8 protein-coding genes are annotated in these 16906 nt (G+C 39.6%); 6 read left to right on the forward strand and 2 right to left on the reverse strand.

Annotated features, from left to right (window positions below; all coding sequences use genetic code 11):
- Positions 1-38: 38 nt before the first annotated feature.
- Together ALPR1_RS13490 and ALPR1_RS13495 are read right to left on the reverse strand one after the other, a co-directional pair.
- Positions 39-4163: a hypothetical protein gene (locus tag ALPR1_RS13490; protein WP_008201471.1), complete on the reverse strand. Its 4125-nt coding sequence runs from the start codon at positions 4161-4163 to the stop codon at positions 39-41.
- A 21-nt stretch (positions 4164-4184) separates the two neighbouring features.
- Positions 4185-9512 carry a hypothetical protein gene (locus ALPR1_RS13495; protein WP_008201473.1) on the reverse strand — a complete coding sequence of 1776 codons (5328 nt, stop codon included), beginning with the start codon at positions 9510-9512 and terminating at the stop codon, positions 4185-4187.
- Positions 9513-9776: 264 nt separating this feature from the next.
- Here ALPR1_RS13495 and ALPR1_RS13500 point away from each other — a divergent pair, with 264 nt between their 5' ends.
- The 6 genes from ALPR1_RS13500 (at position 9777) to ALPR1_RS20835 (ending at position 16891) form a co-directional block, all read left to right on the forward strand.
- Positions 9777-11039, forward strand: coding sequence for an NAD(P)/FAD-dependent oxidoreductase (locus ALPR1_RS13500; RefSeq protein ID WP_008201474.1), 1263 nt, complete (start codon positions 9777-9779; stop codon positions 11037-11039).
- Positions 11040-11180: 141 nt separating this feature from the next.
- The gene (locus ALPR1_RS13505) at positions 11181-13595 is read left to right on the forward strand and encodes a TonB-dependent receptor plug domain-containing protein (protein WP_008201475.1); all 2415 of its coding nucleotides are present in this window, start codon (positions 11181-11183) and stop codon (positions 13593-13595) included.
- Positions 13596-13675: 80 nt separating this feature from the next.
- Complete coding sequence (locus ALPR1_RS13510; RefSeq protein ID WP_008201476.1) at positions 13676-14308, forward strand: hypothetical protein; 633 nt, start codon at positions 13676-13678, stop codon at positions 14306-14308.
- Between the two features lie 102 nt (positions 14309-14410).
- A complete protein-coding gene (locus tag ALPR1_RS13515) occupies positions 14411-14638 on the forward strand; it encodes a FeoA family protein (RefSeq protein ID WP_008201477.1) in 228 nt (75 codons plus the stop codon).
- 5 nt (positions 14639-14643) lie between these two features.
- On the forward strand, positions 14644-16770 hold the full coding sequence (gene feoB, locus ALPR1_RS13520; protein WP_008201478.1) for a ferrous iron transport protein B: 2127 nt from the start codon (positions 14644-14646) through the stop codon (positions 16768-16770).
- Between the two features lie 4 nt (positions 16771-16774).
- Positions 16775-16891, forward strand: a complete 117-nt coding sequence (locus tag ALPR1_RS20835) for a FeoB-associated Cys-rich membrane protein (RefSeq protein WP_153231815.1) — start codon at positions 16775-16777, stop codon at positions 16889-16891.
- Positions 16892-16906: the final 15 nt, after the last annotated feature.

Consider the following 16906-nt stretch of genomic DNA (forward strand, 5'->3'; position numbering starts at 1 on the left):
CTCCCACCCTTTCGGATGGAAGTTCAAAGTAAACCACTTTAACAAGTGGGACAACACACAAACGGTACTTTTGTCAAGGGAGAAGTCCTTAGTATTCTGAAATGCCCCAAACCACGGCTTAAGGGACGAATGTCACTTACAAGGTTAGTCTCTGCCTTCTTAGCTTTTAAGTCTTTTGAAATCCGGTCAGACATGGTAGAAGTTCTTGAGGAGGGTCTCAAATGCGTCAAATGATCATGGATATTGGTAATGTTCCCAAACACCTCCACAACTAATACACTTAAAGGACTATCTTCAGGAAGTCCGAATGACCTCAATTTTTCTGCAATATCTTCTGATGTTACGACAGCTGTTCCTACCGGCTGCTCATCTTTGATATTCGCTATTAAATTCCCCTTTCTGATTAGATTTGGGTTTAAAGTCACGCTGCCTTTGGTATATTTTCCATTAGTAGGTTGAAAATACACCTGCTGTGTTAAGTCATTCTTGGCTTTTAGGACTTTCGGATCCGTATTGATCCTTACCCCTATTTTCATTTCAATTTCGCCTAATAAAATATTCCTGAAATCTCTACCATCTGCCTGATAAACTTGAGCATAGACCAATGTCCATAAACTCGTTCTTGGAGGCTTAGAGGTTACATTTTTACCATTAAATACAGCTTTTGCAAAAGGCGCACTCACGTACAAATGATTTTCATTTCTATTTAATGAACATAATAGCGTGGGGACTGGATGTTGAATTCCCGTGACACGTAATGGACGCCCATACCTCCCTTGGGCTGTAGACCAAAGATTGTCTTCACGATCTGCCCAATGACCATGGCCAACTCGGAACTCATATGTGAAAAAGCCGAACATCTCAGGGCTTTCTGCATGCATTCCTGCAGGTATCGGCAACATATAGTGCGTTTCACTATCATTAGCTTTGATCATGGGTTGCATGGCCCCTATCCCCGCTTTATCGTCGCTCTGTCCTGGGATTATAGTCCTTGTCAACTCAGGATCTAAACTTAGAGGTGATTCCTCTGGTGGGACCAATTGATCCCCTTCATTACTGGCCAGTAATTGATCAGGTGCATTCGCTAGCATCCTACAGAAATAGGTGTCATCTGGATTTTCTACTGGCTTATCAAACTCAATCCACAGATACCTTTTTCTTGCTTCCGAGGCACTATAATCTTCTGCTCTTTCATAAGGAGAAAAAGCGATACCCACACTGACCATTTTTGGAACTTGAGCTGGAGGAAGCACCGTAGGCAAAGAAAGTTGATCTGTCTCCACTTCTTCTGCTGCAGGATGTCCATCCTTCATCATTGGTTTGATTTTATAAGAAGCCCATAATTCATCAGGAAACCTTAATTCTCCATTGTTTTGCTTTAATTCATTTTTTGGGTCTAGGGCATCTATGTAAACAATCCGGGTATAATTTCTATTCACACGGTCAAATGAATCCGACTGTAATGCCTCAAATGAAACCGTATGCTTGAACTCCAGGTCTCCTAAATATGAGTTTTTTCTTTTCTCAGAGATTTTATCTTTTCTGAATTTAAATTCTCTTTCAATGACAAACCCTACATCCTTCAAACTATCCCAAGCCCAATCTCTATTGAGTTTGTAGCTTAAAGTGGCTACCCAATGATTATATAGGTCAGATTTGGTTGCAAAGGTTATAGAACTGCCATCTGGAGCTAGTGTATGCCTAATTCGAGAGTTACATCCAAATACGATCCTTTCTCCTTTAGGAGCCACTAAAGTCAATCCTTTAGCCTCTACCCCCAAGGCATTTGCCAACCTTTCTACAACACCCGACTGCTCATCCTCAGATTCCCTTATTAATAAGGATTTAAATACATCCCCCTTGATTGTAGGTACAGAATCTGGTTTTAAAAATAAGGCTTGAACGGGAGCAATTGCCTCGAAAGGCTGCAATAAATCCAGTTCTTCAGAGGGTTCTTTATACAGCATAAACTGCTGATTTTTACCATATCTACTATCCTTATCTTCATCTTCATCTATAAACCCAAAATAGCTTTCCGGAGAACTTTCCGTTTCAGCCACAGCTCTTAGAGAAATTCGAATATGTCTACCAGTGGGTAATACTAAACCCTCCAAGTCATGAATATCATCAAGCAATAAATCATCCCGTAAAAAAGGATTGGCAGGCTCTCCTAAATTCAAAACAGGAACATCGATGAATTCCATAGGAATGGTTAGGGTTTCATCAAATTTCTCAGGAAAATCTCTAGTGGTTTCGTAGAGTGTAATATAATTCTCATCTCCTTTCTGACTTAACTGAGTATCCATCTTTAAAGTCCTGACTTCTACTCTCACCTTGACTTTTGTAACGTCTGGATCAGATAAAGCCGGTTTCAAACCATCAGCTTCAATAGGAACAGCTTTTAATAAAGCCACGGGATCTTCTCCTATCCCTTGATATTTATCTGTAAATACAACTGCTGGATATTCTAATAAGGGTCGCTTGATTACAAAATTTGGGTTTGCGTCAAACTGTGTTTCATCATCATCTTGCGCATTGAAATAGGTCCTTTGATTATTTCTTATCTCAAATGGTTTGTCAATTCTAAGCATGGAAGGATTGATGTACCTTTTGAAAGAAACACTGGTTTCTGGACTTGGGGCAGCATTTATAGGATCATCTGTCAGACTTGGACCACCTCCTGAAATATCCGTCATCCGGATTCTAAATTCATAGGTGTTTCCGTATCTCAATTGAGTCTCAAGTGGTCCTGGCTTAAGCGCCTTATTCTGCGCTACTTTCTTTTGCTGAGCTTCTCCCAGCATACTCCCGTTATCCTCATGGTTTCTATAGATTTCTATCGCATCCTGATCCTCAGTCACTATATTTTTACCAATCCAATGAGCATAATACATGGGCAACCAATAATGATCACTATTTGGCCCACTAATTTTATTGGGATACACTTGATAGGGAAGCTCGGTTGAACTTGAGTCAAATTGACCTGAAAACATATTTTGAGACTCTTCAATCTCAACTTGGTTCAAACTTTCCCAGGAAGTTCCTTCCTCTGCTTTTCTAACATCTATATGATAGCCCATCACTCCCAAGGGAGCATCGATTCTTTCTCCAGAACCTTGGGCAGAGGGATTTTCTATCATTTGTCTTAAATACCACACAAGCAACTGTTCATCATCCCAGCCCAGTCTTATTCCTGCATCGGACTGTGGTGGCAACTCATCTTGCGTCTCCTCTAACAGATTTCCACTAACCGGCTGATTGGCATGTACTATTTTTGCAAAGCCATCACTGTAGGTTTGAGCTTCCATAAATAATTCATCCCAGGGTCCCAATGGAACCGGCTCAGCAGGATCTAAAGACTTTTTATACAAGACAGGAAACAAAACAGGCGCAAAAACAGGTCGCTTCTCTCCTATTGTTAAAGCAGGTATTTTTGCGGCATACCTTTTTATCAAAGGTCCATCTGCTTCATCCAATAAACCCAATTGGGCACTTGAATACGGATCATTAGTAATGTCTGCATATAGGTATCCTCCATCTTCAAACCATTCTTCTTTTACCTTGATACTTACCTCGTAAATCATTCCGCAGGCTTTTGCCAAGAGAGGCTGCCTCAAGATATTAGCAAATACTTTTCCCCAACTTAGTTTTTCCCTAGGCTTATAATTGACTGTTGGAATTTTATCCCGAACAGCGCAATGATAACCATCATCTGTAATTGCATTGGGGTGTCTTGGTTGGGTAAAATTAAACCTCTCCCGATAGGAAAGCGGAAGGTATTTTTTAATACTACTCTCCACTGGAACTGGAGGGGGAAGTTTATCTGAATTATCGGTAATAGGCAAAGGCATTGCCTCGGCCACTTTTTTGATCATATTAGCCTTATTAGCTGCGGGAATCACCTCCACAGACTCAATAATCGGCACTCTACTTGGCGAGGTCGCATTACTTAAAGGGAAATCATCAGTTCCCCTTACAATCCCCAAATTAAACTCAGGTTGAAAATTAGCGAATCCAGGCACATTTGCGGGATTTGCTAAACCTGTGGCCCAATTAGAAAAAGGGTTTGTGTTTCGTGGTACAACCACGATATGAACAGTCAGCGTGTTGCCATCAAAACGCTGAGGAAAAGTCATTAATGAAATTAATCTTTTTGGTTCCATGATCTGATTTTTTATAAAAAATTAGGCTATCTGGCGGCTTTCTTGCCAAGTCTCCTCAAAACTGATATTGATGATAAAGCAAATACTGATATCCAAACCGAAAGTCACTGATGCAGTACATTCAGTTCTCTCAGGACTCGATATCCTCTTCACACTACCACTTGCCTCAATGTAAATAGTCACACTGACGATACCACCAAGGAGATTTGCGTGTCCTTTGAAAAGCATAAATGCTGTAACTTCAATAACATTGGCATCTGCATACATTTCACAGCCTACCATGTAAGTCACACTCACATTACCAACAACCGGTAGCCCAACGGAAATATTGGCACCAAAACCGAACTTCATCATTAAGCTAGGCCCAATCTTGGTATCACATGCGATTTTAACTTCCACCGAACCGACAGCATAAATTGTCGCAGCTCCGATGGTAACACACATTACTTCTAGCCCACCATTAAACTGGACAAAACCTCCTGCCGTAGGAAGAAGTTGTTTAGGATCATTAGTCACTTTCAATGCTGCATTGAAGTAAACTCCTAAAGCAAGTCCTGCCTCAAGTCTTAGAGGACATTGAGGAGAGTTATAAACCGAATCTTCGGGTGGGAAGCGAATGAGAGGAATCTCTTTCTTGGCTTCAAACTTATATTCCCAGATTTCTCCAGCATTACTCATAGCAATCTGAAGCCCTTTCCTCATTACAGCTCCATAATCGCCTGTGCTCAACGCTGCTAACATCTGCAACAACTCTATTACAGGTTCTAAGGCTGGGCTAAACTCTACTTCCGGTAATGGTATACCATCCAGTGGTCCAGGATTATCTTTATCTCCTGCATAGCCCGTTTCTTTACCTTTTCCTGCATCAAAATTCCCTTTGATGGTGACTAGTCTTTCAAATGAACCTAAGTCAACTACCATCCCAACATTATTGACTTTACTTTTCCAAGTATCAGCCAAATCATTGGCAAAGGAATCCACATCAAAGTTCAACTTGGAATCGACATATTGCTTATTACCCGGTTGACCTTGAGTAGCCTTGTATTCTATATAGATTTTCAATGAATCCATATCCACCAAATAGAGTGGATCAAAATTCGGAACATCAAAGGCCAAAGCTTTATTCAATGCAGAATTAGCTTCACCGGACAATAGTTTAAATCCTTTCTCTACGACTTGACCAGCCTCTTCTTTGGCTGTGATCTCCATTAATTCGAGTACTTTCCTACCTCCATCAACAGCTGCGTTTTCTATAAAGGCTTTGACTTTATTCCCTTGTTCATCTACCCCATCAAGCAAAGCCATTGCTTTTCCATAGTTAGAATAGGCATCTCCGACGTTAGGGAAAATACTACTTCCATTCATCAGCTTATAGGCATCAGAAAAAATCGGTGGAGTCTTACTCATCAACTTAGAAATACCTTTTCTATAACTAGGAGTTAAGAACAGGGCTTTCTGAGTGGATGTACTTTGGAGGTATCCATAATTGATGGTTTCAGCTACTGGGTCCCTCAAAATTTCAAGAGGGTGTGCCAATCGCAATAAGTTATTATTGACATCAGTTTGGCTGACCACGGATTCTTTTACCCATTTCCCCATTCTAATTAAAGGAATTGGTATATGAGGAGGTAAAGGCGTCACTTCACCACTGCCCGTTTCATGCTGAACCATACTCCAACTTCCATCTTTTGGTAAAACCACCGAACCGCGAGTAGAGGCAACAAAAATTGGATCAGTAGAAGAGTTTCCTGGTTTTTCAGAAGGAGAAATATCAAAGCGATTGATTTGCATCATTTGCCCCGTACCCCCCACATCCATTACACAATCCACATCGCCTCCAATTAAACCGCCTTGCAAAGCTAAGAGCTGTCTTAATTGAACTGGAGTCAAAGGCACGCCAGGAGGAGATAGCTGCACATATCCCAGAATCTTTTTAGCAGGGGTTTTCCCTTCTTTATGACCTTGAACCAGATTTTCAATGGAAACATCCGCATCAAAATAAACAGCCACGCATTTTACTTCCTGATCAAACGGGGATCCCAAATTCGTTACCTTCTCACCAAATACATTGATATAATCCTGATTCGTACCTATGTTGTTTTTAGCAACAAAATCAGCTACAGTTCCATCTTCTTTGATGTTGGATATATTATATAAACCTCTCAATGTACCCGGATGAAGCTCATAAGGAGTCTCTTCTTTTTCAGGATCTCCTGCCACCGTTTTATCAATGTATTTGTACCTAAAATCAAATTGACCATCTGACTCTGGTTGCCAGCCGCTATCCGTTCTAAAAACAAATCCCGAGCTGGTTCTAAAAAGAGTAATTGTTCTTACCACTCGGATTCCCCAAGGGTAGACAATGCTTTTTACTTGAATAACTTCATGCCCTGTTCTACCTAACATCACATCAAACCTTGATTGACTGGTTTGGGCTATTGCTGCAGAAGGACTCAGCCATTTACTAAAAGTACTTGTTCCATACCCAGTAAAATCAATTTTACTAACAGGTACTCCCCTCTCTGTTAACTGGGAAGGATTTCCTTGGTTGACAAAAAATTCTCCATTAAATATTTCTGTGACACTTTGACCTAAAGTACTGGCTCCAGTCGCAGCACCATTTGCTCCAAGTACATTCGCAAGCTGGACTGTGAATCCGGCAAACATTGGAGAATCATTTTTCTTGGGCTCTGAATTAAATTTCTTACCATAATCACCTGCCGTCGCACGAATCTGAATACCTCCTTGTAAATCATTAGGGAAATTTGGTCTTATATTTTCAAGCGTAGGCTTAATAGTTTCCCTAGAATTAGTATGAGAAAGTTCTGCCAATGCTTTAAGCCCAAAAGGCAATGTGAATTGGGCATTAACTGGTGTTTCCTTTTTCTGGTATTTATCTAGAATGAATGAAACCAAAGGTTTTGGAGAAAGAGCAATCCTTTCCTGATGACTATTGACAAACCTCGTAGGTCCTCCATCATTTGGATAATAGTTGTACAAAATCGGTGGGTCTCCTGGCTTTCCTGTTCCGGGAGGAGTCATATTCAACACCGGCTCCCAAGCGACTTGAGGCATCATGAAAAGCCTCGTCATAGCTCCTGGGGCAATAACCTCCATTCCTTCCACGGAAATAAGCTGCCCATTAGTCTGAGTGACGACAGCTTCATGTTCAGATAAAGAATGTGCCACACCGGTGGTTACTCTTTCCCTTAATGGCATTCCAATGCTAACTCCTAGTTGATTGGCATTAGAACTCACATCTAATAAGGCGAAGAACTCTTGTTCATAAGTCCTATTAAAAGGCACAAGCTGATCTTCATAAGGAGGCAATCCATTATCAGAAGCCGCCGCAGTAGATTTGAGCGTTTCCATCACAGGCTGAGAAGCTAGTTGGCTAATTGCACCACTACTGGCAGCCACACCTGTTACCTCTGCATTTGTTACAGAAGTATTATTGTTTGTGTTAGGTCCAAAATAAAACTTGACCTCAACTTTATCCAATTCCTCATCGATGGGTTCCTGACTGATTTGGCAAACCAACCAACTTCTGATTCCTTGAAATCCTTTTTTAGCATTACCAAATTGCCTTGCAAAAATCCCCAGGTTCGCTACATAAGGATCCGGCAATGTTGGCATGTAACTTAGCATACCAAATACTAAGAAGGTCTGGCTCTTCACGATTTTCTTCCAATCAGATGAGCATTCTCCAAATACAAGAGCACCATTTGCAGGAGAGATCGTGAACAATGCGTTTTCTAAAGCAATTGCTATGCTCTTAAAATCCGGTACTTTATCAAATGGTAACTTGTTGTCCCATAATATATTATCATCAAAAAGATAAATTAAATTCTTGGCGTCTGAACCAGCCAAAATCAATGCTGAATTTTTCGTTTTTATTGAAACAGGTAAGCCGTTGACTTGTACCGGTCTATCTACATTGACCGTACTATTTGCAGTAACAGCAATCATCTCTGTTCCTTCAGCCAAGGAATTGTATAAAAACAGAGAGCCTTTCCTAAAGGCTAGGGAAACGGAGGTTCCATGCTCATTCAATTCATCTTTCCAGTGGCCTATTTCCTGAAATGCCCCTTCTCCATTGGAAAGTAAATCAGTTATTCCAATTCTTCCACTATCCACTAACAAAAATGGATTTTCTAACTTGACATTCTTTCCACTAAGCTCTTTCCAACTAAACTTCAACCCCTCTTTTAGTTGTTGAAGAAAACCTCCTGAACCTGCTACTTCTAAAGGTTCGGAAATATCCAGTTCAGCAGCGGGAATTGCCCACCATGAATTTTCAATTTCCGCAGTCCCTTTCATCGACACCATAGGGCTCTTCTGCTTTTCAGTAGAAAACTGCTGTTTCGAACATTCAAAAGGTATCAGAAGCCTAGAAAGCTGTGAATTATATTTGGGTACTTTTTTAGAACGTGAGAAGGAAGCTTTTTCCCCATAAACGGACCATTGGGCTGGTGCCACTTCTTTTAGCTGAATCTTGGATGCTCCAGTAAAATGGAAATTTAAAGCTTTTGGGGTTTGAACCTTTGCCTCAAAAGCATCTTTTCCATGCTTCTTTTTAGCGTTTGGGGCAGCAGGAGTTTGATCTAAATTTAAACTCACCTCCACTTTCGTAGTAGCGGCCAAAATTAATTTTTCTCCTTGAAGTACTGGGTCGGCAGTAAGATCTATTTTCCCATCTTTCACCAGTAAACCTACATATCTGGTCTTTGGAGCATTGCTAGCAAGCATGTCTGCTCTGATATAAAAACTACCCTGCGCCACATCGTAAGACTTTGCAACATGGATGGGTTGTGCTTTTACTCTGCTAACCTTGGTTGTTTTTGATTGTCTAAAGGAAGCTTTAAACAAAATCACTGGAAGATTGCTGTTTTGCTGGTAGATCCCGATAAGCTTGGTAACTCTGAAAAAATCTATCATCACCATGCGACCATCTACTTTGGTCAAAGGACCAATCGATTTTTCAACTTTTGCGCCAGCAGCCCATTTAGGTACACTCGTTTTAATCTGAGTAGTCCTAATGGGAACATCTCTAACAAATGCTTTTAATCTTACTCCATCTTTTACTGCGGTTTCCTTTTTGATGACTGGAGCTTTATCCGCAACTTTTTTGATTTTCTCTATTTTTTTCTTGGGAATCCGTTCCTCAAAAAAAAGCTCAGAACTTTCAAAACTAAATGGTTCTGCCTGAATTTCAGAACTATCCTGAATCAAAAGTGAGCGAGCAAGTTGGGGGATGGCTTCCTCCCATTTTTTTTCTTCTGTTGCATTCTCTGCTTTCAGATGACCAAAGACATTAGACAAAAGTGATTGCAAATGGTCTTTTTCCATGATAAAAAGGATTAAAAGTAAGACTTCATGTAATATTCTAAGCGGCAAAAATCAGAATTCAAAAAAATCATATGAAAACTATAACCACTTATCAGATAGGCTTATAAGGTAAACATTTATAATCAGAAAGCATAAAAATTCACCTATTATGAAAAGAACGTTTCCCAATTTTCAGGACACCTAAAATTATTTTCGTTAGGTGATAAAAGTCACCTTTTTCTCCCCTTGTCTTACTTAATTTTAGAATACAAAATAACGTAAGCCATGAACCACTATCAGATTTTAATCATCGGAGGAGGAACAGCTGGAATCACAGTTGCCGCCCAACTTAAAAGAAAAGATAAATCACTTTCAATGGCTATTATCGAGCCTTCCAAAAAACATTACTATCAACCTGCTTGGACTTTGGTAGGTGCTGGAACATATAATTTTAAAGATACAGAGAGAGATGAAGCCGATTACATTCCAAAAGGAGTTGATTGGATTCAGGATTATGCAAAAGGTATAGATCCAAAAACCAATTCTGTTGAAACAAAAGATTCAGGAAAAATAACATACGATTACTTAGTAGTAGCTCCAGGTTTAGTAATGGTTCCTGAGTTGTTACCGGGTTTGCCAGAGGCAATGGAAAAGGGAATAGTTTGTAGTAATTATACCGATCCGGAATATACCTGGGAAATGCTTCAAAAATTTAAAGGAGGAAATGCAGTCTTCACCCAACCCACCACCCCTATCAAATGTGGTGGAGCCCCCCAGAAAATCATGTACCTGGCAGAGGAATATTTTAGAAAATCTGGAGTCAGAAATGACACCAATGTCATCTTTGCAACTCCAGGAACTGTGATTTTTGGTGTTCCGGATTTCGCGAGAACTCTCAACAAAATTATTTTAGATAGGGATATTATCTTCAAACCCTTTTATGCCCCAGTAAGAATTGATCCAGACAAAAAGGAAGTTTTCTTTAAATACTCAAAACCGGGTGAAAATGGTTGTGTAATCACAGAAGGAAACAAAATAGGTGAAGAAATAATTGGGGAATCAGAAATCAAAATCTCCTTTGATTTTCTCCATTTGGCTCCACCGCAGGCAGCCCCAAAATTTATTAGAGACTCCATTGTCTCTATGCAGGACGGCCCAAATAAAGGTTGGATTGATGTAGACATCCACACCCTTCAGCATAAAAGATTTCCAAATATCTTTTCCCTCGGGGATGTCGCGGCATTACCTACAGCCAAAACAGGAGCAGCTATTAGGAAACAAGCACCTGTTTTGGTAGAAAATCTTTTGAAAATTATTCATAGCAATCACGTTGGATCTGCTTCCTATAATGGATACTCTTCCTGCCCATTGGTAACAGGTTATTCAAAAATGGTCTTGGCAGAATTTAAATATGATAACGTCAGAGATTCCGACCCTCTGATCTCAAAATTTGTAGACACCACAAAAGAACAATATTCAATGTGGCTACTCAAAAAGTATGGTCTCCCATTTATGTATTGGAATTTAATGTTAAAAGGGAAAGCTTAGCGCGAGACCGGTCATTTTTGACCGGTTTTTTAATTTTTAGTCCTTCTAAATAAACAAATAGCAGCTTTATCTAATGACTCCCTAATATGTCATTCTAATCGATTAATTTTCAGAATTAGATGTGAAATCTAATCTGATTATATGACCAAATATTACCTCCTTACTACAGCGCTATTTTCATTAATCTTGTTTTCTTTAAATGCCCAGGTAATTACTGTGCAGGAAAAGGACACAGAAGTGCCTTTACCTGGAGTTTTGGTTTTTGGAGAGGAACCTCATTTAAGCAAAATCACAGATAAATATGGTCGTGTTGATTTGTCAGGCTTTTCCAATGCCTCCAAAATACATTTTCAGCTGCTTGGATACGAATCAAAGAGCACAGATTTAGAAACGATCAGCGACAGTTCTTCCATCGTATTTTTAGTTCCTGGTTTGATTCAAATGGAACAGGCTGTGATTACAGCAAGTAGGTGGAGACAAAGTGATCAGGAAACTCCCAACAAAATCAGTGTTTTTAACCAAGAAGCCTTACAGCTACGCTCACCTTCAAATACTGCGGATTGGTTAGGCAGCAATGGGGATGTTTTCATACAGAAAAGCCAACAAGGTGGAGGAAGCCCAATGATTCGAGGATTTTCTGCTAACAGGCTACTCTATTCAGTAGATGGAGTAAGAGTGAATACAGCAATATTCAGAGGAGGAAATCTTCAAAATGTTATCTCATTAGATCCTTTAGCACTTCAAAATACTGAAGTTCTTTTTGGACCTGGTTCGGTCATGTATGGTAGTGATGCCTTAGGTGGAGTGATGGCTTTCGAAACATTGAAGCCCAATTTCTCAGATTCTGGAATAGAAGTGAAAGGAACATTTTTCAGCAGATTTGCCACAGCTAACAAAGAAAAGACTTTTCATGGAGATATTTCATTTGCTACCAAAAAATGGGCTTTCTTATCCAGTGCCTCCCATTTCGATTATGGTGATTTAGAAATGGGGAATAAAGGTCCCGAAGATTATCTGAGGCCATGGTATGTTATTCCTTCAAAAGATGGAGATCAGTCCATACTCAACCCGAATCCAGATGTTCAAAAACAAAGTGGGTATTCCCAACTGAACTTAATGCAAAAAGTTCGGTATAAACCCTCCAATAGGACAACATGGGATTATGCTTTTCACTACTCAAAATCATCAGATATCCCAAGGTATGACCGATTAATCGAAGGTTCATATGAAAAACCAAAATATGCTGAATGGAAATACGGCCCGCAGGTTTGGCTTATGAATCAACTTTCTGTAAGCCAATTAGGTCGTGGAAAGCTTTATGATCAAATGAGCATCAAATTGGCTCAACAGCATTTTGAAGAAAGCAGAATTAACCGAAGGTTTAATAATCCAACTTTGACTGATCGAGTGGAAAAGGTAAATGCACTTTCAATCAATGCAGATTGGGTCAAAACCTTATTCAAAGAAAACTTCTTGAGTTATGGTGCCGAAATAGTTTACAATAGTGTCAACTCCTCAGGAACCGAACAAAACATTCAGAACAATGAGGAACTTCCTGCCTCAGCTAGATACCCTAAATCTGACTGGACCTCGCTAGCAATCTACAGTACTTATCATGCACATATTTCCGATCAACTGAAATTTCAGGGAGGTCTTCGATTTAACCAAGTTCTGCTTTCTGCGGACTTCAGCTCAAATGAAGAATTCTTCCCTCTACCTTACCAAGAAACAACCAATAATAACGGGGCTTTGACTGGATCAGCGGGATTAGTTTATAATCCAAGCTCAAGTTTTACCATATCTCCTCAAGTCTCTACTGGATTTAGAGCGCCTAATGTGGATGATTTGGGAAAATTCTTTGATTCAGAACCTGGTGCTGTAATCGTGCCCAACCCGGATTTAAAGCCTGAATACGTTTACAACGCAGAAGTAAACTTAAATAAGCATTGGGGAAATTTCCTGAAGGTTGATGCTTCTGTTTATTATACCTTTTTGGACAGAGCCATGGTTAGGAGGCCTTTCGAGTTAGGAGGCCAGGATACGATTATTTATGAAGGAGTTCCAAGTAAAGTCCTAGCCATTCAAAATGCTGCCTCTGCAAGAGTTTATGGTTTACAGGCTGGTCTGGAATGGTCTCCATCCAAAAACTGGCTTCTTTACTCCAAATTAAACTGGCAAAAAGGTGAAGAGGAACTTGAAGATGAAACTACTAGCCCTACACGACACGCTGCTCCCCTATTTGGCTTAACAAGAATAACCTATTCAACCAAAAGATTGAAAGTGGAGCTAAGTAGTAATTATAGTGGAGAGATATCCTTTGAGGACATGCCTGTAGATGAAAAAGGGAAACCCCATCTGTATGCAAAAGATGAAAATGGAAACCCATACTCCCCTTCTTGGATGACTATAAATTTGCATAGCACTTATCAGTTGACTGGATTCTTGGATTTAATGCTCGGAATAGAAAATATAGGGGACAAAAGATATAGACCCTATAGCTCTGGAATGGCCGGACCAGGAAGAAATTTTAGTTTTTCGATCAAAGCTTCCTTTTGATATATCATTTCAAACCTTAGTGTTCTAATCATTTACTTTCGATTCAAAAATTCTATTTTTATAGAAATAGTTTCTAAGTAATGAGGGAAAGGGATAAGAAATTAGTGTCGATTACGGTGCTTTTTATGGCATTTGCCATTCTGCCAATATCATGTGACGTTTTATGTAATGATAGTTGTGGTTGTGGACCCAGCCCAGAAACAAAGGATTTTAATATTCTATCCTTTGAAACAAGAACCGTCGATGCTAATGGAAACGAACTAGACCCACTAAGTTTTCAACCCTACGATCAGGTCTATAAAGAATTTGGGATTGATGAATATGAATTTATTTCTTACGAGAGTAATTCAAAAATAATGACAGGTATCCCTGGGGTTGCCTACGCATGCTCTCCCATTCCTCCCAAGTCTCAAGAAAAGCTTATTACACTTGAAATTTACAACACTTCAGAGCTTGTCTTAGGGGATGGAACTACTTTAAAAGTCGGAGATTTATTAAATTCATTTTTTGAAATCGACTCCGATTACATTTCCGAACCAAAATCAATAGAGGATTTTTTTGCTGAACCCGTGGAACTTTACAATTATGAAAAGTTCAGGCTTTCATTCACTAAAAACCCTGAAAAGGAGACACTTATCACTTTTAGCCTTCACTTTATTTTTGAAAACAATAAAGAAATAACTGCCAATAATATTGTATTGAGCATTATGTGATTTTACCGTTTGAAAAAACTGACAAAAATCTTATTTATTTTTCTTTAGATTCATTCCAAATAGTTCTATTTTTGCGTCATCGGGTTATCACTCAATAAACCTATGCAAATTACTGCTGATACAATGACTGCTACAAAATCTGCCATAATTACGGAGATTGTAGCTTCGCCACTTAAAATTAACTTGATGGAACTTGGGTTTCTACCTGGTAAGACCATCACGTTAAATCATGCGGCCCCAATGGGTGGGCCAATGGCTTTCCTTTTAGACGAAACCTTACTTGCGCTCAGAAAATCTGAAGCGGCCTTGATTGAGGTTCAATTGCTTTAAATTTCATGTCTGAATCCACCATTCGATCTTCGACTCGAACTCCAAAAATAGCCATCATCGGTAACCCCAATGTTGGAAAATCAACGATTTTCAACCAATTAACTGGCTTGAACCAAAAAATCGGGAACTATCCTGGGGTGACGGTGGATAAAAAAATTGGCTGGATGAATTTTGAAGGTTCGACTTATGAGATAGTCGATCTTCCAGGAACTTATAGTCTTTATCCAAATTCTGAGGATGAGATCATTGCTCACCGAGTTTTAAATCACATTGACAAGGAGAAAAGACCTGACTATGTATTGATGGTCATAGATTCTTGTCAGCTTTCAAGAGGATTATTTTTAGCGACCCAACTAATAGACTTAGGTATCCAGCTTGCCATTGTTTTAAACATGGCAGACCTGGCTTCTAAAAACAACCTTGAGATCAGGAACTATGAAATTTACAAATCCCTTGGTGTACCTATTTTAAGTACGGACGCTAGAGGCATCAAAGGCTTGGATCAAATCAAAACATTGATCCATGACAAAAATTTCAGTATCGAATCTTCCTATTTAAACATTTCTGAAATTATTCCTCAGGCATTATTGAAGCCTATCCGGGAAAAATTTGAGTTGAGAAATGACTATCGGGCTTACCAGATGCTTCGTTTTGGTCCGAAAGATAGATCTATTGACCCTGAGGATAGATTATGGATACAGAGTCTCATAACCTCCGAAAACTTTGACTTAGAAAGTGCTCAGCTGGAAGAAACCAGCCAACGGTATCGTAAGATCACTTCTTTGATTGAAACATGTGTAGTAAAAAAAGAACCTAAGGCCCCTAAGAAAACAACTGTTTGGGATAAGGCTTTCCTACATCCATTTTGGGGTTATGCAGTTTTCATCGGAATCTTACTATTAATTTTTCAAACCATCTTCACTTGGGCTTCTGTCCCAATGGATTTAATCGATGGCTTATTCGCGGAAATCAGTTCATGGGTTAATTCCACCTTACCCCCAGGGCCTTTGACCAGTTTAATTTCAGAGGGTATTGTTCCCGGTATTGGAGGGGTTGTCATATTTATCCCCCAAATTGCTTTGCTCTTTGGCTTCCTGGCTATTCTTGAAGATACTGGTTATATGTCGCGAGTCGTATTCTTAATGGACCGTTGGATGCGCCCATTTGGACTGCATGGCAAAAGCATTGTCCCCTTGGTATCAGGTGTTGCATGCGCGATACCCGGAGTGATGGCAGCAAGAAACATTGGTAATTGGAAAGAAAAGATCATAACCATTCTGGTAACTCCACTGATGAGTTGCTCAGCAAGACTCCCTGTCTATGTCATTCTTATTGGCCTGACAGTACCTGATAAAAGTTACGGTTTTGTAAATCTGCAAGCCCTTACTCTTTTAGGACTTTATTTATTAGGAATAATTGGAGTATTAATTACTTCGATTCTTTTAAAATTCATCTTAAAATCTGAGGAGAAAAGCTTCTTAATGGTGGAACTTCCTACTTATAGAACACCCAGATGGAAAGATGTAATCCTAACCATGTATTACAAGTCAAGAACTTTCGTGGTGGAAGCTGGGAAAATCATTTTGGCAATCTCAGTGGTTTTATGGGTATTGGCCTCTTATGGTCCTCCTTCCAGAATGGACGAAATCCGTCAGAATGGGGAAGAAAGAATAGCCCAAGCTCCAGAAGAACAGCATGCAGAAATTGAATCTGAAACTGCCTCTCTCCTACTAGAGAATTCTTTTATTGGTATCATGGGAAGAGGAATTGAGCCAGTGATCAAGCCTCTTGGTTATGACTGGAAAATAGGCATCGCATTAATTACCTCCTTTGCAGCAAGAGAAGTTTTTGTTTCCACTATCGCGACAATTTATAGTATCGGCTCTGAAGATGAACTTACAATCAGGCAAAAACTTGATCAGCAGGTGAACCCTAATACTGGAGAAAAGGTTTTCAATTTAGCTACCTCTTTCTCACTCATGGTCTTTTATGTATTTGCCATGCAGTGTATGAGTACTGTTGCGGTGGTGTATAGAGAAACTAAAGGTTGGAAATGGCCACTCATTCAAACGGTATATATGACCTTCTTGGCGTATTTCGCAGCCTGGATTACCTATCAAATATTATCCTAATCTTATGGTACAGGAAATTCTAGTAGGCGTATTGGTTTTAGCAGCATTAGGCTTTTTAGGTTGGAAATTTTTGGGTAAATCCAAAAAACAGCCTGGATGTGACAAGTGTGCCAAAAACTAAACCAACCGGCCAATA

The organism is Algoriphagus machipongonensis (assembly GCF_000166275.1).
Lineage (GTDB): Bacteria > Bacteroidota > Bacteroidia > Cytophagales > Cyclobacteriaceae > Algoriphagus > Algoriphagus machipongonensis.

Excerpts from the sequence above, each read along its gene's own strand:
- ALPR1_RS13490 (WP_008201471.1), bottom strand. The coding sequence starts at position 4,163 with ATGGAACCAAAAAGATTAATTTCATTAATGACTTTTCCTCAGCGTTTT.
- ALPR1_RS13495 (WP_008201473.1), bottom strand. The coding sequence starts at position 9,512 with ATGGAAAAAGACCATTTGCAATCACTTTTGTCTAATGTCTTTGGTCAT.
- ALPR1_RS13500 (WP_008201474.1), top strand. The coding sequence starts at position 9,777 with ATGAACCACTATCAGATTTTAATCATCGGAGGAGGAACAGCTGGAATC.
- ALPR1_RS13505 (WP_008201475.1), top strand. The coding sequence starts at position 11,181 with ATGACCAAATATTACCTCCTTACTACAGCGCTATTTTCATTAATCTTG.
- ALPR1_RS13510 (WP_008201476.1), top strand. The coding sequence starts at position 13,676 with ATGAGGGAAAGGGATAAGAAATTAGTGTCGATTACGGTGCTTTTTATG.
- ALPR1_RS13515 (WP_008201477.1), top strand. The coding sequence starts at position 14,411 with ATGCAAATTACTGCTGATACAATGACTGCTACAAAATCTGCCATAATT.
- feoB (WP_008201478.1), top strand. The coding sequence starts at position 14,644 with ATGTCTGAATCCACCATTCGATCTTCGACTCGAACTCCAAAAATAGCC.
- ALPR1_RS20835 (WP_153231815.1), top strand. The coding sequence starts at position 16,775 with ATGGTACAGGAAATTCTAGTAGGCGTATTGGTTTTAGCAGCATTAGGC.